This is a genomic window from Microvirga medicaginis, from assembly GCF_052658925.1.
The window spans coordinates 122,552-144,541 of sequence record NZ_JBQWEL010000013.1; the positions used below are offsets into that span (position 1 = coordinate 122,552).

The 21,990-nt window shown below is 61.2% G+C and carries 20 protein-coding genes; 16 read left to right on the forward strand and 4 right to left on the reverse strand.

The genetic code is table 11. The annotated features are described in order from the left end of the window. Positions 1–112: 112 nt before the first annotated feature. The 3 genes from ACUXUR_RS17130 to ACUXUR_RS17140 all read left to right on the forward strand — a co-directional run bounded on the left by ACUXUR_RS17130 (position 113) and on the right by ACUXUR_RS17140 (position 1,912). Positions 113–799, forward strand: coding sequence for a transglycosylase SLT domain-containing protein (locus tag ACUXUR_RS17130; protein ID WP_445503562.1), 687 nt, complete (start codon positions 113–115; stop codon positions 797–799). Between the two features lie 150 nt (positions 800–949). Further along, entirely contained in the window at positions 950–1,243 is a 294-nt protein-coding gene (locus ACUXUR_RS17135; RefSeq protein WP_445503563.1) for a hypothetical protein, read from the forward strand. Between the two features lie 423 nt (positions 1,244–1,666). Beyond that, positions 1,667–1,912, forward strand: coding sequence for a PilZ domain-containing protein (locus ACUXUR_RS17140; RefSeq protein WP_445503582.1), 246 nt, complete (start codon positions 1,667–1,669; stop codon positions 1,910–1,912). A 480-nt stretch (positions 1,913–2,392) separates the two neighbouring features. Here ACUXUR_RS17140 and ACUXUR_RS17145 read toward each other — a convergent pair whose 3' ends face one another. The 3 genes from ACUXUR_RS17145 to ACUXUR_RS17155 all read right to left on the reverse strand — a co-directional run bounded on the left by ACUXUR_RS17145 (position 2,393) and on the right by ACUXUR_RS17155 (position 4,438). After that, positions 2,393–3,325 (reverse strand): NAD(P)-dependent oxidoreductase, encoded by a 933-nt coding sequence (locus ACUXUR_RS17145; protein ID WP_445503564.1) that lies wholly within the window; start codon positions 3,323–3,325, stop codon positions 2,393–2,395. A gap of 247 nt (positions 3,326–3,572) precedes the next feature. Beyond that, a complete protein-coding gene (locus ACUXUR_RS17150; protein WP_445503565.1) occupies positions 3,573–4,265 on the reverse strand; it encodes a substrate-binding domain-containing protein in 693 nt (230 codons plus the stop codon). Next, on the reverse strand, positions 4,262–4,438 hold the full coding sequence (locus tag ACUXUR_RS17155) for a hypothetical protein (protein WP_445503566.1): 177 nt from the start codon (positions 4,436–4,438) through the stop codon (positions 4,262–4,264). Before ACUXUR_RS17155 ends, ACUXUR_RS17150 begins: the two co-directional genes overlap by 4 nt. An 824-nt stretch (positions 4,439–5,262) precedes the next feature. Here ACUXUR_RS17155 and ACUXUR_RS17160 point away from each other — a divergent pair. Next, a complete protein-coding gene (locus ACUXUR_RS17160; protein ID WP_445503567.1) occupies positions 5,263–5,772 on the forward strand; it encodes a hypothetical protein in 510 nt (169 codons plus the stop codon). 190 nt (positions 5,773–5,962) lie between these two features. Here ACUXUR_RS17160 and ACUXUR_RS17165 read toward each other — a convergent pair whose 3' ends face one another. After that, positions 5,963–7,156, reverse strand: coding sequence for an amidohydrolase family protein (locus tag ACUXUR_RS17165; RefSeq protein WP_445503568.1), 1,194 nt, complete (start codon positions 7,154–7,156; stop codon positions 5,963–5,965). 211 nt (positions 7,157–7,367) lie between these two features. On the opposite strand from ACUXUR_RS17165, the gene ACUXUR_RS17170 reads away from it, so the two are divergent. The 12 genes from ACUXUR_RS17170 to ACUXUR_RS17225 all read left to right on the forward strand — a co-directional run. Beyond that, complete coding sequence (locus ACUXUR_RS17170; protein ID WP_445503583.1) at positions 7,368–8,066, forward strand: GntR family transcriptional regulator; 699 nt, start codon at positions 7,368–7,370, stop codon at positions 8,064–8,066. Between the two features lie 270 nt (positions 8,067–8,336). After that, the gene (locus ACUXUR_RS17175; protein WP_445503569.1) at positions 8,337–9,905 is read left to right on the forward strand and encodes an ABC transporter substrate-binding protein; all 1,569 of its coding nucleotides are present in this window, start codon (positions 8,337–8,339) and stop codon (positions 9,903–9,905) included. A gap of 55 nt (positions 9,906–9,960) precedes the next feature. Beyond that, a complete protein-coding gene (locus ACUXUR_RS17180) occupies positions 9,961–10,932 on the forward strand; it encodes an ABC transporter permease (protein WP_445503570.1) in 972 nt (323 codons plus the stop codon). Then, complete coding sequence (locus ACUXUR_RS17185; RefSeq protein WP_445503571.1) at positions 10,929–11,858, forward strand: ABC transporter permease; 930 nt, start codon at positions 10,929–10,931, stop codon at positions 11,856–11,858. The genes ACUXUR_RS17180 and ACUXUR_RS17185 overlap by 4 nt, the downstream gene beginning before the upstream one ends. After that, the gene (locus tag ACUXUR_RS17190) at positions 11,855–13,585 is read left to right on the forward strand and encodes a dipeptide ABC transporter ATP-binding protein (protein WP_445503572.1); all 1,731 of its coding nucleotides are present in this window, start codon (positions 11,855–11,857) and stop codon (positions 13,583–13,585) included. The genes ACUXUR_RS17185 and ACUXUR_RS17190 overlap by 4 nt, the downstream gene beginning before the upstream one ends. A 20-nt stretch (positions 13,586–13,605) precedes the next feature. Next, positions 13,606–15,060: an amidohydrolase family protein gene (locus ACUXUR_RS17195; RefSeq protein WP_445503573.1), complete on the forward strand. Its 1,455-nt coding sequence runs from the start codon at positions 13,606–13,608 to the stop codon at positions 15,058–15,060. 106 nt (positions 15,061–15,166) lie between these two features. Continuing rightward, positions 15,167–16,450: an MFS transporter gene (locus ACUXUR_RS17200; RefSeq protein ID WP_445503574.1), complete on the forward strand. Its 1,284-nt coding sequence runs from the start codon at positions 15,167–15,169 to the stop codon at positions 16,448–16,450. Continuing rightward, positions 16,447–18,000: a sensor histidine kinase gene (locus tag ACUXUR_RS17205; RefSeq protein WP_445503575.1), complete on the forward strand. Its 1,554-nt coding sequence runs from the start codon at positions 16,447–16,449 to the stop codon at positions 17,998–18,000. The genes ACUXUR_RS17200 and ACUXUR_RS17205 overlap by 4 nt, the downstream gene beginning before the upstream one ends. Then, positions 17,997–18,623, forward strand: a complete 627-nt coding sequence (locus tag ACUXUR_RS17210; RefSeq protein WP_445503576.1) for a response regulator transcription factor — start codon at positions 17,997–17,999, stop codon at positions 18,621–18,623. The genes ACUXUR_RS17205 and ACUXUR_RS17210 overlap by 4 nt, the downstream gene beginning before the upstream one ends. Before the next feature lie 110 nt (positions 18,624–18,733). Then, positions 18,734–19,222 (forward strand): GlcG/HbpS family heme-binding protein, encoded by a 489-nt coding sequence (locus ACUXUR_RS17215; protein WP_445503577.1) that lies wholly within the window; start codon positions 18,734–18,736, stop codon positions 19,220–19,222. Between the two features lie 57 nt (positions 19,223–19,279). Next, positions 19,280–19,972 carry an ankyrin repeat domain-containing protein gene (locus tag ACUXUR_RS17220; protein ID WP_445503578.1) on the forward strand — a complete coding sequence of 231 codons (693 nt, stop codon included), beginning with the start codon at positions 19,280–19,282 and terminating at the stop codon, positions 19,970–19,972. Positions 19,973–21,043: 1,071 nt separating this feature from the next. Next, positions 21,044–21,990: cadherin-like domain-containing protein (locus tag ACUXUR_RS17225; RefSeq protein WP_445503579.1), on the forward strand; the 947-nt coding region annotated here is incomplete at its 3' end.

Consider the following 21,990-nt stretch of genomic DNA (forward strand, 5'->3'; position numbering starts at 1 on the left):
CGCCGCATTTCAGTCAGCCAGCGGCAATGAAGCTCCCTCGAAGCCCCTGCCCCTCGCGCCTCCCGCCGGTCCGATGCCGCCGGCATCGGGTGTGTTTCAGGGAGATCCCCACATGAGCAATCCACCTGGGCGATCCAGTTTTCTCCCTATCATCCTGCGCGAGGCCGAAGCCAACGATCTGCCACCTGCGATCATCGATGCCGTTATAAGAGTAGAGAGCTTCTACAATCCTGCTGCAATCGGTACTGTTGGCGAAATAGGCCTTATGCAAGTCCGTCCGTCTACAGCTGCCATGATCGGCTTCAGGGGCACGATCGCAGATTTGGCCAATCCGGAGACCAATATCCGTTACGGTGTTCGATACCTTGCGCGGGCGTGGCGTTTGGCCAAGGGCGATCTCTGCCTTGCACTCATGAAGTACAGGGCCGGTCATGGTGCCGAGCAGATGAGTGCCTTGAGTACCGAGTATTGTCGGAGAGCTCGCCGCCATCTGGCTACCGCCTGGCCTGGCTTCGCTGCGAATGTCACCCCTGATGCCCTTATCGCATCAGATAGCGATCCGGCACCTTCTGAAAGTCCGAGCTCAAAATCCATTGCGTTGATGCCCCCCGATCCCAGCAAGGGCTCAGGAGCAAAGGTGGCGGCCACCCGATCTGCTCAATGGCTCATCGCGATCGGTAGAGCCCAAAGTGCCGCCGCCTGGAGGCGAGTATCGGCAAAATCGAGAAGCCAGGCACTCTGGGCCGCTCACGCGGCACGCAAGGTCACCATCGGCAAGCAGCCCCCATCTTCTCTGTAGCAGAAAAGGTTTGGCCGCCTCGGCGAAGACTTCCGTCCAATGGATCCGATCATCGGAGGTAACCCTTCTGAACGGTCGCTATCACCCTCAGCGCCCATGCAGCAGGCGTGCGAACCGATATGTTCAAGGCTCGAAGAGGACGGTTGCTCCATGAAACATGCCAGCCCTGCGCGTCGAATAGAAGCTCCACATTCCTATCAGAACAACATCGATCATGGCTGTGCGCAGAAGCCGCTTACGCAGGAGATGATCAGAGTTCTTGTCGTCGCTTTTAGTGCTTGGGTTGCCGCCGCTATTACGCTTGTTTACTTCGGCAAATTTGACTTGGTCCGTTTGATGTTATCAGTAGGGTTCATTACCTCCTTGCTCATGGTGTGCTCGGGAATGGCGGTTCTCATCGCGAGCGTTGCTCGATACATGGCCCCGCTGCTTGAGCGGGATTGATCCGGCCTGGGTGACTTTGCTTTTCCTAGCCGGTTGCGACCCTGTCATGGACCGAACCCATGCCATGTGCTGAGAGTTTGCGCCATCAGACAGGCGGTTTCAGTTCATAGACGACATACCCCTCGCCGATGAGTTCGTGCAAAGGCTTCAAACCCCATCTGCAGCACCGGAGATCACCTGCGGAAATTCCCCAATACTCCCTATTGAGAATGACCGCGTGAGTCACTTGGCCCTGTCCCGCAGCGTGGACAACCTCACAACCAGGCCCGGGCGAATGTGTGCAGGGCATTAATCTGGCGATCAGACGAAATCTTGCTCAACGCTCAGCAAGAACAGCTTTACCCCAGCGTCAGTTGATAATGAGGCTAATTCCTCGTGCGTGGAGCAATCAGGATGAAGAATGGAATGCCGGAGCGTCGCTCCATGGAGCGTTTTCGTACCAAACTGATAGGATGGGTCGCGTATGATGAGAACGCCCCGGCTGTTGAATGTATTCTGTGGGATCTCTCGACCACAGGAGCACGGCTCGTATTTCCTGATCCCGCTCTGATCCCGCTGGATTTTGACCAGCTTGAGTTTGATCTTCATATCCTGGAAGAAGGAATGTCCGCCAGGGTCCGGCTGATATGGACGACCGGGGAGCATTACGGAGTCAGATTCACGAATTAGCCGGTCGCGCGCATGGCTTGGGCCCGATGTCGCGGTCGGCCCCAACTCTGTTCCAGATACGCGGTCCCAAACGGGCCTCGCTCCATCATGAAGCTGTCGGGCTACGCGGGAGCCATCGGCCCATTCAGTGCTCTGCGTGAGCCAAGTGTTCCCATTGGTCCGGAGGTCACCCAACCCACCGTATCGCGGTAGAGATGGTCGCGGACCACGTCTTGGGATCCCGTCCAGGCGCTTACTGAACCTGCTCCACTGATCACAACTCACAATAGCGTTTTGATCGCCCCTTTGTGAGCGCTGGGTTCAAAGCTTTGCCTTTAAAGCCTGGGCGGCACCGGGTTTGGGCAGAGGACAGCCTGCTCGACATGAAAGATATCTTCAAATCGGGTGGATCCGATATGGAAGTTCCGCCTCCTTCAGAAAGATGGACACCTTGTGTCCGTTCGGCGTGGCCCGGTAGGAGAGATCGATCATCCCGTCACCTCATTCGACAGCTTCCGGCCTGGCACTCGGCCATGGGTCGGCTTCCATGATAGCATCGAGGACAGCACCAAGGCCTTCGGGAAGATTTCCGCCGCACCGACCCTTCAAGCCGAGACAGCCCATGGTTGATTGGTGGGTCGCTGTTGCAGCCGACATCAAAGGCACAATGCCAAGGTCTCGGACAGTCTTGGCAACCTCGTGCATTTCTTCGGAGCGGCGGATACCGTGGGTAGTCATGCGCTCCAGATTGTACTCGGCCATTTTTGGCCAATCCAAGGCCGGAAAGCTCTCACGGAGCGAAGCAAGAACGTCCTTTTCGACACCAGCGCGGCGGGCTGCGAGAAAGCACTCCATCGAGAGCGCTTCGAGTCCTTTGATCATCACGCTGCGGCACATCTTAACCGCGGAGGCGGAGCCGATGCGGTCGGAAAAGACTGAGACATTGAAGCCAAGCGCCAGAGCAATCGGAAGGAAATCCGCCGCGTGAGGACCGCCAAGGAGGATCGGTGTGCCAAGGCGCTTCGGGTAAATCGGCGACATGACGGCCGCTTCGACATAACGGCCGCGCCCGGCCTCAATGACAGCGGCCGCCTCTCGCTTCGTACCGGGAGCGACAGAGTTGAGGTCGAGGAAGAATGAGTCTTCAGGCATGTCCGCGGCCACGGAACGGGCCGCATCCAGATCGGAACTCGCCGTGACCGCACTGATCACGAGTTGCGCGGTCGCAACCGCCTCCTCGGCCGTGCACGCGCATGCAATGCCCAAGGCACGGGCTGTCTCACTCTGAGCGCTGTTTGTATCCGCGAATGTGATGTCGAATGCGCTGATCCCGATCATGGGGTTGGCTGAGAGCTCTCGGGCGAGCATCTGACCAACCTCGCCGAAACCCATGAGCGTGATGCGGTTCAAATACTTCATGACACCATTCGTCATACGGGAATCCTTGCTGTCACTCGGAGGATGATCAGGTATCGATCCGCCTAGTATTGAGTGGGTCAATCGAGGCAAGCCGCACTTAGACTTCACCTCGCATAGAGACACAGGGAATTGTCGTTTGCATAAGCAATCTCCCTTTCAGCTGAGACGGAGCTGGCGGAGGCGAAGACGCTGCGTGAACACCCTCTACCGTATCACGGTATCGACAGGCGCTCCCACGTTTACGCCTGGATGGCGACATCCCTCATTCTGCTGGTTCCATACCATGCTGACGTTTTGCCGCCTCTGCCTCGGACGAGGTCAGATAGGCAATGAGCGCGCGCGCTTTATCAGGTTGCGAGGACGTGTTGCAGACACCAGCAGTGAACACAGTCACGGCTTGAATCTCTGGGGGTAAGGGGCCAATGATTTCGATGCCGGGTACGTGCAGCAATTCACTTAGCTGCTGAAAGCCCAGATCTGCTTCTCCTTGCGCCACCAAGGTGCCCACCGGCACGCCCGGAGGAGCTCGAAGGGCGCGCTGCGAAACCGATCCTGCTATGCCCCACCGCTCCCAAAGGTGCATGAGATGATCACCGCTCGGTCCGGTGGAATAACAGATCTTGCCCGATTCCAAGACAGCCTGCTTGACAGCTGCCTCGTCGTCGATCCTAGGCCGCAGCGCTCCAGCGCGAATAGCCATCGCAATGCCTGAGCGCGCAAATCCAACTCGGGTCCCGGGGACGATATATCCCTCAGCCTCCAATTGCTCCATCACCTTTGGTGCAAGAACGATAATGTCAGCGGGCTCGCGAGCGCGAACAAGTTGAGCTGCCTCCACTCCGCCCATCGCTTTAATGGTGATCCGCAACCCGGTACGCTGCTCGTAAGGTTCAGCGAGATCGCCTAGAATTTGACGAGTTGCCATTGACGAAATGAAATTGAGCTGATTGGTCATTCAGCAGCCCAACGCGACATATCGAGCGGCCCGAAGCCATTGATCGTTGAGAATGGCCATTTGCCGATAAAGGCTTTTATGTCGACTTTCTTCGCTGCCGAAGATTTCGAGAAGTTCGCGCTAAGCGCCACTCTTTCCTCCTGAACTTGTAGCATTTTATGGTTGGGCAGCATGTGCCACGCTGCTGACAAGTAATTTGGCCCGAAGGTGCGGTTAAATCGGTATCGGGATTGTGCCTCCACGTGTGTTGGGTCTCCTCGAAGCAGTGAGCCTCTGCTGCTCGAGAGACGTATATTGTTGGCCGCTGTCCCTCCTTGAAGCGCAGACATTGCGGCACGAACTGAGACAAGACCAATATGTTCCGCACTTGAGTCTAGCGTACTATTGGTGAGGATGTCTGATGAGACAAATGAATAATTTAATAGGTTTATTCTATTCTGTGCATCTGCGGCGGCATCTCATTTCTCCAGATGTCACGAAGCTGCTTTTTGATGACAGGAAAGAGGCTTCTCCGCCCACGCAGGTCGGCCTTGAGGTCATTTAGCAAATCTGCGGCGGCGATAGTGCAGGCCTGAGGCTCCGAGGAGGTAGCCAGTCCTGTCCTAATGACGAGAGTCTTGTCGGATTGTTACGTTGAACATTGTTGGACGTAATCAGTCTTGGTAGACGACATGGCTGGTTCAAGCGGCCGTGCTATCGTCCAAAGAACTAGCAACTAAGAATTCGCGAAAGCATTATTTCCAAGAGTAGCCATCTCGGCTGCGGATCCACCAACACCAAGCAGCTTGGCCGTTGGCCGGGTTGGCAACGTTCTCCCCTGTCACGGGAGGATAGAGCCATGGTGCGGATTTTGATGTTGGCTGTTGCCTTTGCCTTGGCCGCTTCCGCAGGAGCGGATGCTGCACCCTCGCGGAAACGAAATCCCACGCCTCCGGACCGACCATCACCCCGCCAGACAGTGCAGGACCAGGATGAGTTCCGCTCCTGCGATGTCGCCGTGCGCGAGTTCGTGCAAGGGCAGAAGGAAGCCGCGGCGCTCCCGGTCAAAGAAGTCAAGGTCGACGGGTTGCGGATGACATTGAACTTCGTCCATCCCTACGGCGAAAGCGGCGACACGCCGCCCAATCTCGCCTTCACGCGCGGAGAGTCGATCGAAGAACGGCGCAAGGCGTTGAATGAGGCCAAAGAAAGAGCTCGTATGCTCGGGGAGGCGGCGAAAACCGGCAATGTCTGGTATGTCATCGTCCTGAAAAAGGAGAGCAATCCGACCGACGAGCGACGCAGCTCCACAGGTGCCAAGGGGAGTGACGGCTCCCCATCTTCGGCCGACGCCGTCGTGATGGCCAGCATCGAGGGCCGGTGCGTGACCGTGTCTCAGTATCAGGCCATTCCTGTCGCCAATCTGAGCGCGGACTTGCGCCAGATCCTCGGTTTGCGGGCGCAGGAGGCATCGCCGACCGATAATCCGTCACCGCCGGAAAGTCCTCCGCAAGCGCCGCCATCATGATTATTCGCAACCGGTGCACGCCAAATATCTGAACTGGTCCTGGAAGCGGTCTTGCGAAAGGGTTCGTCGAGACGCTCTTCTTTTGTCGATGAAAGCGAATGGGACAAAAGACGACCGTTCAAATGGTCGATCGCCAGGGGCATCAGGCGCACCAGGCTCACCCGTGCCCTTTCCAAAGTTCAACCTTCCTTTATGCCACCTCGACGAGAGACCGACCGTTGCGCGCCACCACGCGTCCGCCCTTGATGACAACCCGGCGCGGCGCGCGGCTGACTACCGCTTCCGCGAGGGTCTCGCCATCGAGCAGGACAAGATCGGCCTTGCAGCCGGGGGCAAGGCCGTAATCCTCCAGGCCCATGAGCCGGGCGCCCCCCGTCGTGCACGTGTCGAGGGCAAGGGCCACCTCGTCATCCCGCCGGAAATTGTTGCGCATGCCCACCAGCACCGCACGCTCCAGCATATCGGCGTTGCCGTAGGGCCCCCAGGTATCGCGCACCCCGTCGGAGCCCGCTGCCACTACCACGCCCGCCTCCACGAGGCGCTTCACGGGTGGGACAGGCCGCGAGGCCGGGGCTGTGGTGAGGATGTGGACCTTCGCCTCGGCAAGGGCGTCGATGAGGTTCGCCACGTAATCCTGATCGGCCATCCCGAGACAGAAGGCATGGCTGATGGTGACCTGTCCCTGCATGCCGAGAGCCCGTGTGCGCTCGATGATCAGCTCCATGGAGAAAGCGCCCAGCTCCGCCGGCTCGTGAAGGTGAACGTCCACCGGCACGCCGAAGCGCTCGGCAAGGCGGAAGATCACGTCGAGATGCCCCTTGGGGTCGCGGTCGATGGCGGAAGGATCAAGGCCGCCGATTACATGAGCACCGAGCCTGAGCGCTTGCTCCATGAGCTCCACGGTGCCGGGCCGGATCAGCATGCCGCTCTGCGGAAAGGCCACGATCTCGATATCGACGATGTCGCGGTAGGTCTCGCGTGTGCGCAGAACTCCCTCGATTCCCGACAGGCCGACTTCGGTGTCCACGTCCACATGGGACCGGATCGCCGTGGACCCATGGGAGACCGACAGGATAGCCTGTCGGGCGGATTGCCGGGCGGGATCAATCCCAAGGCGCTTCTTTTCGGCTCGCTCGTTCTCGATCTTGTCGATGAGCCGCGGGCCCACTTCGTTCCGATACCAGCCCATGCCGAGCAGGGTCTTGTCGAGATGAGTATGGGCCTCAACGAGACCAGGAATGAGGATCGCGTCGCCACCATCGATGACTTCGACGCCGGGCGGCGCAGCCTCCCCGTAGGCGACAATGCGCCCGTCGCGCACGGTCAGGTTCGTGGCAGCCTCGCCCATGGGCCGAACCCGAGTGATGTACAGATCGCCGCTCATGCCGCTCCTCCTCAACTGCTCCCCCATGCTCCACCGAGGCCTGCGTTCACTCCTTGGAGCGGTGCAGCCGGCCTAAAAGAATCGCTTTCCAGAACGAGCTTATTGTATACAATGATGAATGCAACATCTTTTGCAGGTTGGCTCTTGGTGTGAGATCGAAATGGATACTAAATGGTGGCGAGCCCACCTTGCCCCGTCAGTCCCGTCGACCATGCCCAATCGTTCCTCGAAAACAGCCGGATCTCGCAGCGAATCCGTCTATTCCGGCTTGCGCCGCGCCATTATCGAGCAGGCCCTGATGCCCGGGGACAAGCTGACCGAGGATGTGATCGGCGAGCGGTTCGGCGTCAGCCGGACCATCGTCCGCGCCGCCTTGGCCAAGCTTAATGCGGAAGGGCTCGTCGACGTTCAGCCCAACAAAGGCGCCACCATCGCCCAGCCGAGTCTGTCGGAGGCACACGACGTGTTCGAGGCACGGATGTGCCTGGAGCGGCAGGTCCTGGCGCGCTTGGCTGAGCGGATCACCGATCGGGACATCGCCATGCTGGAACAGCATGTGGCCCTGGAAGCGAAGGCCAATGCCCATGACGGCCCGGCTGCAATCCGCCTCGCCGGCGAGTTCCACATCCTCCTGGCGGAACTGTCTGGCAACGGGGTGCTCGCCCGCTTCGTGGATGAGGTGGTGTCCCGCTGCTCCCTGATTCTGGCTCTCTACAGCCGCCCTCATTCCTCGGATTGCTCGATCAACGAGCACCAGCAGATCATTGAAGCCCTGCGCGCCCGCGACGCAGCTCGCGCCATGAAGGCGATGGACCATCACCTGCAGGCAGTGACCGATCGCGCCCTTCTCTCGTCGAGTTCCGACAAGCACCGCGATCTCCGCGCGATCCTCGACCGCTACGCGAGCTGAGGTGTCACCGGCTCCGCGCCGGGGCTCCCTCCTGCCCTCTTTTCCTGAGATTCCGCACGTCCAGACGCCCGCTAAAGTTGATTTCACTGGCGTGGAATCGGCTCTGTTCTTTGGTGTGCCGCATTTTTGGCGGCGAACTGGGGCTACTTCGCCGAAAATGCTCTTGCGATTTCCTTCGAAGCAGAATTGACGCCCCTTGGATTGTATGCAATTTTTTCTAGTCATTGGATACAATAAGTCCAAACCAGAGGATTAAACCGGAGGCCTACAATGAAACCACGTCTCGCTTTGTGTCTCTCCGTCGCGATCGGGGCACTGACGGGCTTCGCCGCAGAGGCGAAAACCCTGCGGTGGTCGTCGCCGACTGATCTCACCACGCTCGATCCCTATGCCCACACGGAGAGCTTCACGACGAGCATGCTGCACCACGTATTCGACCCGCTCGTGCGCCGCGGCCGAAACTTGGAGCTCGAGCCCGCGCTTGCGGTGAGCTGGAAGACGGTGAAGCCGGATACCTGGCGCTTCGAGCTGCGCCGGAACGTGAAGTTCCACAACGGCAATCCCTTCACGGCCGATGACGTGGTGGCCTCGATCAACCGGCTTCTCGACCCCGGCGCTCGAGCGCGCGGCAACATTTCCACGGTGACCGGCGCGCAGAAGGTCGACGATTATACGGTCGACATCACCACCAAGGGCCCCTACCCGCTCCTCCTCAACGACCTTGCTGGCGTCTACATCATGGACAAGGAGTGGATGGAGGCGAACGATGCCCTGAAGCCCGGCAACATCGCGACCGGCGTCACCACCGCCGCCTCCACCACGGCTGTCGGCACCGGTCCGTTCAAGGTGGAATCCTACAAGCCGGACGCCGGCACCGTCTTCGTGGCGAACCCCGATTGGTGGGACAAGCCCCAGCACAATCTCGACCGCATCGAGTTCAAGCCGATCAAGTCCGACGCGACCCGTGTCGCCGCCCTGCTCTCCGGCGAACTCGACCTGATCGCGCCTGCGCCCCTGCAGGATCTGCAGCGGATCAGCGGGTCCTCCGGCTTCAAGGTCATCGAGGAGCCGTCACTGCGCCTCATCATGCTGTCCTTGAGCTTCCGACCCGAGCTCAAGGCGATGCCGGGACAAAAGAATCCGGAACTCGATCTCAAGGTGCGCCAGGCCATGTGGCACGCCATCGACTTCGAGGCGATCAAGAAGCGCGTCATGCGCGACAAATCCCGCAATACCGGCACCCTCGTCGCGCCGCCGGTCCCCGGCTATTCCAAGGACAATGACACACCCTTCGGCTACGACACCGACAAGGCCAAGAAGCTCCTCGCCGAGGCCGGATATCCGAACGGATTCAAGACCAAGCTCAACTGCCCGAACGACCGTTACATCAACGACGAGCAGATCTGCGTCGCTATCGCGTCCATGTGGACCAAGGTCGGAATCCAGACCGAACTGCAGACGGAATCCCGCGCCACCTATTTCCCCCGTCAGGATCGCCACGAGTTCGATGTCTCGATGGTCGGCTGGGCGACCCTGCCGCCCATGGACGGGTTCAGCGTCCTGTCCTCGCTCCTGACCGAGCAGAAGGAAGGCTATGGCGGCTCGAATTCGGGCGAATACAGCAATCCGCAGATCGAGGAGCTGACGCGCAAGGCGGCGGTGGAGCTCGATGAGGAGAAGCGTCGCGCCATGCTGGTCGAGGCCCTGAAGGTTGCACGCGACACGGTCGCCTACATTCCGATTCACCAGCAGCCCGTGGCCTGGGCCGTCCGCGACGGTGTCGAGGTGCCCCAGTTCCCGGACGAATACGTGCGCCTCTGGTTCGCCACCGTGAAGTAAACCTTCTGTCGATGCTGGTGCGGCCCGTCCTCGCGGCGGGCCGCAGGAGGCAGCCATGTTGAAAGTTCTTCTCTCCCGCCTCGGGCAGGCCGCACTGGTGATGCTGGTCGTCTCGGCGATATCCTTCGTGATGTTCCGCTTCGTGGGCGATCCTGTCTCATCCATGTCGCGCGAGAATGCCAGCGTCGAGGAAAAGGCGGAGTTGCGCCGCTCGCTCGGGCTCGACCAGCCGGTCGTGGTGCAGTACGGACGCTTCCTGGCACGCACATTGTCGGGCGATCTCGGCATCAGCTACCGCAATCAGCGCCCCGTGACGCAGCTCATCGCGGAGCGGTTGCCCGCGACTCTCGAACTCGTCCTCGTCGCCACGATCCTGTCGCTCGCGCTCGGCATTCCGCTCGGCGTCCTGTGCGCCCTGAAGCCGCACGGGGCGGCGGCACGGCTCGTGCAGGCCTTCTCGCTGATCGGCATTTCCACGCCGACCTTCGTGACCGGCATCGTGCTTATCCTCGTCTTCGCCGTCAGCCTCGGCTGGCTGCCCTCCTTCGGGCGTGGCCAGATTGTGGATCTCGGATGGTGGAGCACCGGCTTTCTCACCTTGAGCGGCCTCAAAGCCCTGATCCTGCCCGGTATCACGCTCGCGCTCTATCAGCTCACCCTCATCATGCGGCTCGTGCGGGCCGAGATGATCGACGTGCTCTCCAGCGACTATATCCGCTTCGCGCGGGCCCGCGGCCTGCCCAAGCGCTACATCCATTTCCATCTGGCGCTCCGCAACGCGCTGATGCCGGTGATCACGGTGACCGGGCTGCAGATCGGCTCGCTCATCGCCTTCGCCATCGTCACCGAGACGGTGTTCCAGTGGCCGGGCATGGGCCTGCTCTTCATCCAGGCCGTCAGCTTCGTCGACATTCCCGTCATGGCCGCCTACCTCCTGTTCGTCGGCCTGCTCTTCGTCCTTATCAACACCGTGGTCGACATCCTCTATGCGGTCGTCGATCCGCGCCTGCGTGCGAGGTCCGCATGAAAACGACCGCTTCCTCCCCTCGTCCTCTGTCGCCAAGCCTGATGACGCGGATCGGGGCCCCGATCTCCGTCATGATTGCCGGAGCTCTGGCGCTCCTCATCGTCGGCTGCGCCCTAATGGCCTCGTGGATCGCGCCCTATGATCCGACGGATCTCGCAAGCTTCGAGCTGATCAATGCCGAGCTGCCGCCCGCCTTCACGGCGGAAGGCGACAGCCACTTCCTGCTCGGCACGGACAACCAGGGCCGCGACCTTCTCTCCGCGATGCTCTACGGCGCGCGCGTCTCCATCGCCATCGGCGGAGGAGCGGTGCTCGTCGCGGCGACGCTCGGCGTGATCCTGGGCCTGCTCGCCGGCTATTTCGGCGGCAAGGTCGATGCCGTCATCATGCGCATCGCCGATGTCATTTTGAGCTTCCCCACCATTCTACTCGCGCTTCTTGTGAGCGGCATTGCCCGCGCACTCTTTCCCGGCGCTGCAACAGCCGAATGGGCTCCGGTCATCCTGATCTGCGCCATCGCCATTCACGAATGGGTGCAATATGCGCGCACGGTCCGCGCTGCGACCATGGTCGAGACCGCCAAGGACTACGTCCGCGCCGCGAAAGTGATCGGCCTTCCGCCCTCACGGATCATGCTGCGTCACATCCTGCCCAACGTGATGAGCCCGGTGCTGGTGATCGCCACCATCAATCTCGCGGCGGCGGTGCTGACGGAAGCGACGCTGTCCTTCCTTGGCGTCGGCATGCCGCCCACCTATCCGTCTCTCGGAACGCTGATCCGCATCGGCAACGAATTCGTCTTCTCCGGGATCTGGTGGATCGCCCTCTTCCCGGCCCTGACGCTGGTGATCCTGGTTCTGGCGGTCAATATCGTGGGCGACTGGCTCCGCGACCGATTCAATCCCAAACTGCGGGTGAAACGATGAGCACGCTCCAGCCTCCCGTTCTCGCGATCGACAATCTGCGCGTCGAGTACCCGCTCGCCAACGGCACCACTTTCACGGCGGTCGAGAATGCCTCGATCACGATCGAGCCCGGCGAGATTCACGCCCTCGTCGGGGAATCGGGCGCCGGCAAGACCACGATCGGCAATGCGGTGATGGGGCTTCTCGAAAAGCCCGGCCGCATCGCCGCAGGCACGATCCGCATCGGCGGGAAGCCCTTCGATCCCGTGGCGGGCTCCGCAGAGGGCGTTGTGCTCGGCCGGGATATCGGCGCGGTATTCCAGGATCCGATGACGAGCCTCAACCCGCTCTTCACCGTCGAGAGCCAGCTCACCGAAACGATGCGGACGCATCTCAAGCTGGACAAGGCGGCCGCACGCGCCCGCGCCCTTCAGCTGCTGAAAGCGGTGGGTATTCCCGAGCCGGAGCGGCGCCTCAAGGCCTATCCGCACCAGCTCTCGGGCGGTCAGCGCCAGCGCGTGGTGATCGCCGCCGCCCTGTCCTGCGATCCGAAGCTCGTCGTCGCGGATGAACCGACCACCGCCCTCGACGTGTCGGTGCAGGCGCAGATCCTCACGCTTCTGCGCGATCTCGCCGATCAGCGCGGCATCGGCATTCTTCTCGTGACGCACAACATGGGCGTCGTGGCGCAGATCGCCGACCGGGTGACGATCATGCATCGCGGGAAGGTGGTGGAGACGGGTCCGACTGCCGAAGTGCTGCGCCGTCCGAAGGCTCCCTACGCGAAGGCGCTGATCGGCGCCGTGCCACGCATCGACGCGCGGCTCGACCGCTTTCCAGTGCTCGGAGAAGAGGGCAAGGGCCGCGCGGCGGAAGCCCGCACTGCCTTGCGGGCGAAGGCGGCACGAACCGACGCGATCACCGATGGAACACCGATCCTCTCCGTCGAGGATCTCTGCGTCGATTACATGACTGGCGGCTGGCTGCCCGGATCGACGGGCCATCGGTTCCGCGCTGTCGACAAGGTCAGCTTCACGGTGCGCAGCGGCGAGGTCTTCGGCCTCGTCGGCGAGTCCGGATGCGGCAAGACCACCATCGCGAATGTCGTGTCCGGTCTCGTGCGCCCGACATCCGGCCGCATCGTCTACCGCGACAAGGTCATTGCCGGCGAGGGAGCCGCGCGCCGGGCCGGCCCTTTGCGGCAAGCGATCCAGATGATCTTCCAGGATCCCTATTCCTCCCTGAACAGCCGCCTTCGGATCGGCTCCATTCTGGCGGAGCCCATTCTTTTCTATCGTCTCGCCGCGACGAAAGCGGAAGCGGAGCGGGATGTGGGCCAGCTCATCGAGGCCGTGGGGCTCGAGACGGAAGCGGCGCAGCGCTTCCCGCATGCCTTTTCCGGCGGCCAGCGTCAGCGCCTGTCGATTGCCCGCGCGCTCGGCGCACGGCCCAAGCTCATCGTCTGCGACGAGCCGACCTCCTCCCTCGACGTCTCGGTGCAGGCGCAGATCCTCAACCTGCTCAAGGATCTGCGCGACGCCACGGGCCTGACGCTGCTTCTGATCAGCCACGATCTCGCCGTGGTGCGCCAGATGTGCGACCGCATCGCGGTGATGCGACGGGGAGCCCTCGTCGAGGAGGCCGCGTCCGAGACGCTGTTCACGTGTCCCCAGCATCCCTATACGAAGGAGCTCATCTCCCTCGTTCCAACCCTCGACCGCATCCGCGGCGAAACACATGCCGCCTGACGACGGGAGTATCGCATTCAATGGCTGACATCATCATTACCCATGGCATCGTCGTGACGATGGATCCGCAGCGACGCGTCATCGAGGATGGCGCTGTCGCAATCGAGAAGGACAGGATCGTCGCCATCGGCACGACCGACGAGGTGCTGGCTCAGCACCAAGCTCCAACCGAGATCGATGCGAGCCGCAAGATCGTCATGCCCGGATTGATCGACGGCCATGCTCATGCGGGGCATGGCTTCATCAAGACCATGGGCGGCGGCGACGGACAGCAATGGTATGAAGCCTGCGAGAAAGCCTATACGGTCGCCTCGACGCCGGAATTCTGGTACGCGGAAGCGCGGCTCGCCGCCCTGGAGCGCCTTCGCTTCGGTGTCACTACGGGCGTTTCGCTGCTCGGCGGCGGCGACACCATCCTGCGCACGGACGAGCCGGTCTATGGCGATGCCCATTGCGAGGGCGTGCGCGAGGTCGGCACCCGCTCCGTGGTCGCGGTGGGCCCGACGCGACCGCCGCACCCGCGGACCTATGCCCGCTTCATCGACGGCACGGCAGTGGAGCGGCCGGTCACCTTCGAGGAACAGTTCGAGACCTGCCAAACGCTCATCGAGAATTGGCATGGTAGACATAATCGTCGTCTCAACATCGCTCTCATCACGCCAACCCTGCGTCCCGAGCATCGTGAACAGCTTGGGGCCGCCAATCTTGAGGAGGCGCGTCGACAAGCCCGAATAACAGCAGATCTCGCTCGCGAGGCGGGACTCGTCTTCACGCAGGATGGACATAACAAGGGCAGCGTCGCCTATGCGAAGGAACTCGGGATTCTTGGTCCCAATGCGCTCCTCTCCCACGCCACTGATCTGACGGACGAGGAGATCCGCATCGTTGCCGACACAGGCACCCACATCGCTCACAATCCGAGCGCCATCGCGTCGATCCTGGGGCGCTGTCCCGTTCCGGAACTCATCGAGGCCGGCGCCAATGTATGCCTCGGGTCGGACGCGACGGCGCCGGATCGCTCCGGCGACATGTTCCGCCACATGCAGCAATGCATGCACTATCACCGCAGGCACTTCCGGGATCCGACCTGGCTTCCGCCTGGTCGCGTGCTGGAAATGTGCACTATCGATGCCGCAAAGGCGCTCGGCATGGAGAAGGACATCGGATCACTCGAGGCGGGCAAGAAGGCGGATGTGGTGTTGCTCGATCTGCGCCGACCACATCTCTATCCACTCAACATGCCCGTGTTCCGGCTCATCTATTTCGCCAACGGCAACGATGTCGATACGGTGATCGTCGACGGCCGCATCGCACTGAAAGATCGCAAGGCCACCTTCGTGAATGAGGACGAGGTGCTCGACGACGCGCAGCGCGAGACGGAAGCGATGCTGGATCGCACCGGTTTCCGCTTCATGCTGGAGACGCCCAAGATGTTCTGGAACCACGTGCGGGCGACCGACCAGATCGAACATTAACGCCTCGGGAGGAGGGCCGGCTGCTCCCGCTCCCCAACTCCCGACGCAATAACCATAAACCGCGGCCACTGCACCGGTAGCCGCGCAAGGTGAGGCTTTGCTTTCCGTGAACTCCTTCGAGATCGAACAGGCACCCTATGCCAAGGCACGTCTTAAAACCCGGCATGCTCCTCTCACGAAGCTGCTGCTGCTCACGGGTCTTTGCCTGCTCCTCGGAGCCTTCAACATGCGGCCGGCTTTGACGAGCCTCGCCACCGTTCTGACCGACGTGGAGCAGGATCTCGCCGTGGGGCGCCTCTGGACCGGCTTCATCACCACTGCTCCAGTCCTCTGCTTCGGGATCTTCGGGCTGCTCGCTCCCTGGCTCGCGGGACGACTCGGCCTGGAGCGCGCCATTGCCCTTCTGCTCCTGTTTTTGTTCATGGGCCTTGCCCTGCGCACCCAAGTCTCTAGCACCGGGCTCGTCGCCAGCACGCTGATATCGGGAGCGGCCATCGGCATGGCCGGAGTGCTTCTGCCGGTCGTCATTCGCCGCGATTTCCCAGAGCGCGCCGGAGTTGTGACCGGACTCTACACCATGGCGATGAGCATCGGCGGCGCGAGCGCGGCCAGCCTGACCCCGACCCTCGAGCGGATGGCTGGTGCCTGGACCTCCGCCCTCGCGATCTGGTCCTTGCCGGCGCTTGCCACAGCCCTTGCCTGGGGCGGCCTAGCCTTCGTCGCGCATCGCGCCGGCCGAATGGCCCGGCTGCCGCACTTCTCCGCTCTCCTGCGCGACAGGGTTGCCTGGAACGTAACCGCCTTCATGGGCCTTCAAGCAGGACTTGCCTTTATCGTCCTCGGCTGGCTCCCGACCCTCCTGAGGGACCGCGGCTATGATGGCCTGGAGGCGGGCCTCGTCACGTCCGTCTCGATTCTCGCACAGGCGATCACAGCCTTGTTGGTGCCCTCTTTGGCAACCCGGCGGGCCTCCCCGGCTCTGCTGGTCATCCTAGTGCTGGGGGCGACCATCGCCGGTTTCCTGGGCCTGCTCTACGCGCCGGTGGAGGCGCGCATCGTCTCGGCCCTTGTCCTCGGCCTCGGCCAAGGCGGCCTGTTCGGCCTTGCACTCCTGTTCATTTCCTTGCGTTCGCCCTCACCGGAAACGGCTGCCATGCTCTCTGGAATGTCGCAGAGCATCGGTTATCTCGGTGCCTCTGTCGCGCCCTTCATGGTGAGCCTGTTACGGGGCTTGAGCGATGCCACGGGAGGCCCTGCCATGCTCTTTCTTGCCGTTGCCGCCCTGTGCACCGTTTTTGGCCTGCGTGCTGCGCGGCCTGGCTTCGTCCTCACACAAATGGGAGACACGCGCTCACGTCTGAGTTCATTGCCCTACAGGAAAGGCTCATGAGCAGACGAGTCACAGGCGCCCTTTCTGCCTGGGCGGCGCTGACGGCTGTTGCGATAGCGCTTGTTGCTACCGTCAACTTCGTCCGCCTTCGCAACAGCTTCGAAGCGGAAGCCCGCACGCTGCATCGCGTCGTCTCACAGCGAGCAGACCAGCACGATGCGCATCTGACGAGCCTTGCCGCCGTACTGGCCAGTCCCGACCACTCGCTCGCGACCCTTCGCTCTGTCGCCGAGGCCGTTTTGCGCTTTTACCCACGGATCACTGCTATCGACGCGATCAGCTTCGCGCCTGTTCCGGATTGGGCGTTCACGACCCGGGAACTTCAGTCCGACCGGCCCAGTAGCGGCGAGCTCGTGGCGATCGCATCCAATCTGTCCGCCGGACAGACGATCGTAATAGCTGAAGCGAATGGCACAGGAGCCTATCACCTGGTCAAGAGGCTTCCTGAAACCACCGTGCAGACTAACGCCCTGGTGATGACCATCGACGCAAGGCGGTTGATGGATCCGGAGGCGGACTTGCCGGAGGGAATGCGACTTGCCCTGCACGATCCTTCAGGACGCGAACTCGTCCAGCGGGGGGCGCCACCATCTCCAGGCGGGGTGATGCCGGTCCTCGCCTTCGAGAAAGAACTCGGCAGCCGATCTCAACCGCTCCTGCTGCGGATCTCCCGGAGCCCGTCCATGAGCGAGCTTCTGCCGTCCATAGCCGTCGCGCTCGTGGCGGCACTTACGGGAATCGGAGTCATTCTCGCCTCTTTCGTGCTGCGCGAGCGCCGCGCCGCCCAGGAGGCTTGGAAGCGGGCGAGCTTTCACGAGCATCAAGCCCGGCTCGCGCATGCCATGCGGGTCAACACCGTGGGCGAGATGGCTTCCGGAATCGCCCATGAGCTCACCCAGCCTTTGACAGCCATCCTCAGCCGCAGCCAAGCGGGCCTGCGCCTTGCCCGTTCTCCTTCCCCGAATCCGGATGAGATCGCCGGCGTGCTCGATGCGAATGTTCGCCTAGCCAAGCGGGCCGGCGACATCCTCTCGCGTCTGCGCGCCTATGTATCGAACAGCGGACCGATGCCTGAGCGGACAAGCCTCAATCGGCTAGTTCGCAACGTCGCCGAGTTGGTGCAGAGCGATCTGGAACGCCGCAGCATTGCACTCAATCTCCATCTCGATCCGGGCGAACCCTTCGCCACGGTCGATCGTGTCTCCATCGAGCAGGTCGTGCACAATCTCGTGCGCAACGCCGCCGACGCGATCGAGTCTCTGCCGCAGGAGCGGCGGACAATCACGATCGCGACGTTCTTCGAGAATGGCTCGACGCGGATTGCGGTCAGCGACAGCGGCTTGGGGATTCCGCCCACCGATCTGCCGCGCCTGTTCGAGCCGTTCTTCACCACCAAGCCGAATGGCATGGGCCTTGGCTTGCCACTCTGCGAGCGCCTCGTCGAAGCATTCGGCGGGCGGATCACAGCGGCGAATTTACCGGAAGGTGGAGCGGTCTTCACAATCCACCTGCCCTTGACTGAAGAGGGCCGCAAGGAGGCCGCCGAATGACGGCTTCGTCCCGCACCGTGTTCCTCATTGATGACGACGAGGATGTTCGCGACGCGCTGCGGCTGCTCCTGCGTACGGCCGGCTTTGCCGTCGAACCCTTCTCGAATGCCGTTGCCTTTCTGGAGCGACGCGATCGGGCTGCCATCGGATGCATCGTCGCCGACGTGCGAATGCCCGGCCTCTCGGGCCTTCAGCTTCTGGAGCGGCTTGCTGCGGAGGGTGAGCGCTTGCCGGTGGTGATCATCACTGGCCATGGAGACGTGAATGCCTGCCGGCGTGCCTTCAAGGGTGGGGCCGTCGATTTCCTGACCAAACCGGTTGACGAGCAGGTGCTGATCGAAGCCATTGAGGCGGGCTTCGCACGGCTGGAGGCTCGCCGGCGGCAAGCGAATGAAGCGGATGAGGCGCGCACGCTACTGGCCCGCCTCACGCAGCGCGAGAGCGAGATCCTTGACATGGTGACCCGCGGCTGGATGACGAAGGAGATCGCTCGGGCCATGGGTGTTTCTCCACGCACGGTCGAGACACATCGCGCCAATCTTGCCGAGAAGCTCGGCACGACCTCAATCGCCGAGATGGTGCGCCTCGTTCTCCTTGCCCGCCCCACGGACATGTCTCCGTAGAACTACGGAAACCGCTCCGGTTCCGCACCGATAACCAGCCGGCTCCCGCCCGGCTAGGGTTGCAGGCGTCAAACAACCGGGATCGTCACGATCCCCACCGGAGAAGCCTCATGTCGAAAATTCGCGTTGCCGTTCTTGCGGCTCTCACTCTGGCTCCAGCTGCCGCCAGCGCTCAAGTCCTCCAGGAGAGGAACATCTCCCTGGCGGTTGCACAGGAGCTGGCCCAGGCTACCGTCGAGGCGTGTGCCGCCAAGAACTTCAACGTAGCGGCCACCGTCGTGGATCGCGCTGGCATTGTTCGCGCCGTGCTGCGGGCGGACCGGGCTGGCCCCCACACCGTCGAGGCGAGCCGCGCCAAGGCCTACACGGCGGCATCTGCCCGCAACAACACCTCTGCCATCATGGACAACGCCGAAAAGAACCCGGCGGCCCGTCACTTGGCCGCCATTGAAGGCTTCCTGCTGCTCGGCGGCGGCGTTCCGGTGAAGGCTGGCGACGAGGTCATCGGCGCCGTGGGCGTCGGCGGCGCCCCGGGCGGACATCTCGACGAGGAATGCGCGAGTGCCGGCATCGCGAAGGTACAGGCGAAATTGAAATAACAATCGGCGGTGGCTGGCGCTTACTGCCAGCCACCGCGCATCACATGGAGACGCACCATGGTTCAAACATTCGCGCTTATCGGATTGATCGGATTTCTGGCCTTCTCCGGAGGCGCGGCCCTGGCGCAGACTCCCCCGACACCGACGGAATTGTCGGCCTATCGCGGGTTGCATGCATCCGCAGCCCAGGATTCCGTCGATGACATCAGACGACTAACTCAAGCGGGTGCTGACCCCAACGCACGTGATAGCAATGGCCGTACCCCGCTGCATGTGGCGGCGTTCCAAGGGCACGCCGCAGCCATCAAAGCCCTGATCGCAGCTGGAGCGAATCCTAGCCTCCTCGATAACCAGCTTTATGATGCCGTGACCATCGCAGCGGTCCGGGACGATCTGCCGACATTGCAGGCGTTGCTCGCCGCCGGCGCTAGTGCGAAGCTGGTCACCAGCGTCTACGATGGTACCGCGCTGATCGCGGCTGCTCATCTTGGACATGATGGCATTGTCCGCGAACTCATCCGGGCTGGCGCGCCTATCGATCACATCAACAACCTGGGTTGGACCGCCTTGATCGAGGCAGTGATCCTCGGTGATGGCGGCCTACGCCACGTCGAGACCGTGCGGGCTCTCGTCGATGCCGGAGCCAATCCTGCGATCCCGGATCGAAATGGCATGACGCCGCTTCAACACGCCGAAACGCGTGGCTACGAGACAATCGCCACGATCCTGCGCCGGGCAGGTGCGCGCTAACGCATCTTGGTGATGCAGGCCCTGTCGCCAAGTCCCAGTATTATTCGGCTGTGCGCACCCGCAACACGCGCCAGACTTGTTTTCTTAATGCGCCAGGCCTCTCAGCTCCCGTTGCGCATCTTGATATCGAGGATGAGTCAGGATCTGAAGTCACCCAGCGTTTCATGAATGTCCGTATAGGCCGGGCAAGCCGCTTAAAGCTTTACTTCCGAGAAGTTTCGAAAGCGGCCTGTCACTCATCCGAATGGATGCCAGATGGCCGCCGTTATCTCACCTAGCCGGACTTGGCTCAAGGCTAGGTGCGGGATAGCGCAAAGATGGATCGAATGGATTGAGGTGCTGGGCAAACGCACGGACCTCTTTCTGCAACAGGCCCATCACCACGTATGCCCGATGCGCTGACTTTTAGCAGCAGATCCAAGACATCAAGACAAGTCTCAGTCTCGGCTCGAAAGTCTCTGGTTGAGAGAAGAACCATGGCGGAAAAGCATTTCGCGACGGGGAGAAGACGCCGGCAAAAGAGGCATGCAGAAGGCGCTCAAACGCCGAGAACCAAGCGCAGAGAGACAGCCTGCACACAGCGAGGCCATTGAGAAATCACGCGTTCTCTGGCTGTTTGGAAGGTCAGCTATTTTCACATGAATATCGGGTGGATACACAAGGACTCGAACCTTGAATCTGCCGATTAAATAGCAAATTTCACTGTCTAACATGAAATGTTTACTTGTAAATTTCTTTATATAACCTTGTTTAATTTAAAATATCTTACAATAAGCTTGTAGATCAATGCCTCTTTGTGCCAAGCGTCTCTATACAGAGAGGGCTAATACGGAAGAGGTATATTCATTTTCCGATCTTAGGAGGTTAAATCTATTTTCAAACAGCTAACTGTCAGGCCCGCGTCGCAGCGGTTTATGCAAAAAAGACAGGGCGGGTCGCTTTAGGGCTGCAGGATCAGAATCCTGGCGCCTGCTCGATCAACCTCGGCGAAAGCCATTTCACATCCCATAACTGAAGCGCTCACGCACATGAGAAAGACCTCGTGTGCGCCTGATAGAACACGAGATCATCATGCTTCTTTCCGAGGTCGATCTTCCGCCCACCTTCACCGAATATCTTGCTGCTAAAGGCCTTTACGACGTCGAGAAACTCACGCAAAGCCAGTTTTCTACAAACTACACGGCGTGGCTTACCCTGGTGTTTAACACTGACACCGTACAAAGCTGGCTGGCTACGAAGGGCTACTCGTATGCCGATAACCAGTTCACAGTGAGTCTGAACCAGAACAGCGGCTCTCTTCTACCGACGATTTCGTATAAGTCGGGCGGAGCTACCATCACGATTGATCAGGCCACTCTCGACGCTTTGTTCAGCAACAAGGAAGCCATCGATGTTTCCACCGGCAAGGTCCTGCAGGAGCGCTGGTATGCTGACCTTAATAACGCGCCGGCGGTGAAGACTATCGCCGACCAGAGCTTTGATGAGGACCATCCGGTATCATATACTATTCCAGCTGGCACATTTACGGATGTCGACAGCACGAGCCTGACGTATACGGCGGCTCTCGCCGATAACACCGCCCTGCCCTCGTGGCTGACTTTCAATTCGGCGACCCGGACGTTCTCGGGCACCCCTCCGCAGAATTACAATGGTACGCTTGACCTCAAAGTCACGGTCAGTGATGGCTTGCTCTCAGCATCCAGCAGCTTCAAGCTGACGATCAACCCAGTCAACGACGATCCGACCGGGTCGGCAACGGCGATATTCGCTGATGGCGAGGAGGACGTTGCCTACACAATCAGCGCAGTTGATCTGCTGAAGGGCTTCTCGGATGTGGATATCGCCACCAACGGCGATATCCTCTCGGTGTCCGGCCTCACGGCAGATCAGGGGACGGTGACGGACAATGGCGACGGCACCTTCACCATCACGCCGACCACCAACTTCAATGGCACGATCCACCTCAGCTACAGCGTAGTTGACAAGGCTGGCGCATCCGTGGCGGCCACCCAGACCTA